2 protein-coding genes are annotated in these 1,021 nt (G+C 48.6%); both read left to right on the top strand.

The window, feature by feature from the left end; genetic code table 11:
• A partial coding sequence (locus CQ002_RS28075; protein WP_244913419.1) for a polymorphic toxin type 47 domain-containing protein occupies nt 1-579 on the top strand: 579 nt, incomplete at its 5' end.
• A complete protein-coding gene (locus CQ002_RS28070; protein WP_034102711.1) occupies nt 579-968 on the top strand; it encodes a hypothetical protein in 390 nt (129 codons plus the stop codon). The genes CQ002_RS28075 and CQ002_RS28070, both read left to right, overlap by 1 nt.
• Nucleotides 969-1,021: the final 53 nt, after the last annotated feature.

Here is a 1,021-nt window from a genome sequence, read left to right as displayed (position 1 = left end):
GGCCAATATTTCGATCAAGAAAGCGGGCTGCACTACAACCGCCATCGCTACTACAATCCGGATGTTGGTCGTTACCTCACGCCGGACCCGGTGAAGTTGGCGGGTGGGATCAATGCTTACCAGTACGTGCCTAACCCTACCGGATGGGTCGATCCTTTAGGATTGGCTTGTGAACTTGCAGGCTGTCCTCAGCTAAGTGCCGAAAGTGCGTGGAAATTTAACGCTGATGTAGACTTGGACTGGCGCCAACAAGAAGGCAACAGCTATAAACAAATGCACAGGGGGTTGAATGAAGCCTTTCGCAGAACAGGTATCTCAATGGAGGAATACAACGTATCTAAATGGGGAAAGGACCAGTATGGAAAGTCATTTCCAACAGAGTGGCGTGTCCAAAAGGGCCAAAATAGGGGCGCGGAGGTGAATATTGACGACCCTACGCTAGTCCCAAGCAAAGAAGGTCCGAAATCCCCTCATATTGGTTATCAAACGCCTGGAAAGCGATCCGGCGGAGGCGCCAAACGAGGCCATATACTTCTCGAACTGGTACCCGTTAGCCGATCGAAAATTGGAGCTCCCTGATGAATTACCTTGAAGAGGAGATCGATCACGCCTTAAACACTTTGTGTATAAGCTCTAAAAAACTGGACTCGACCGAGATTGCAACCTTGATACATTCGCTGACGAAGAAGTTTTTCAGATTAGAGAGCACCCTGCTCGATCCAGTCGAATTGAACGCAAAGAGCACAGAACACAATCCTAATTTTTGGCAAGAAATACAGTACCGTGTTAGTGAAGAAAATCTGGTTCTATTGGTATGTGACTCGGCATACAGGGCGTGGAAAATCCATGACGCACAAGATATTGCAGCTGTTCTGGGTGAGACGATCGGGTACACATTCTGGATAACCGATAACAACCTCACGTTTCTGTTGCACATGGACGACCATGACTGCGTTATTTGGGCTTGACGGTGGCTATGCCACAAATTGCCCTCTATGAACCCCATAGCCAGCCCCAATTC

The sequence above is a fragment of the Pseudomonas sp. MYb13 genome (assembly GCF_002980075.1).
Lineage (GTDB): Bacteria > Pseudomonadota > Gammaproteobacteria > Pseudomonadales > Pseudomonadaceae > Aquipseudomonas > Aquipseudomonas lurida.
The sequence above is the reverse complement of the archived record's forward strand: the minus strand, read 5'-3'. Positions and strand labels throughout refer to the sequence as shown.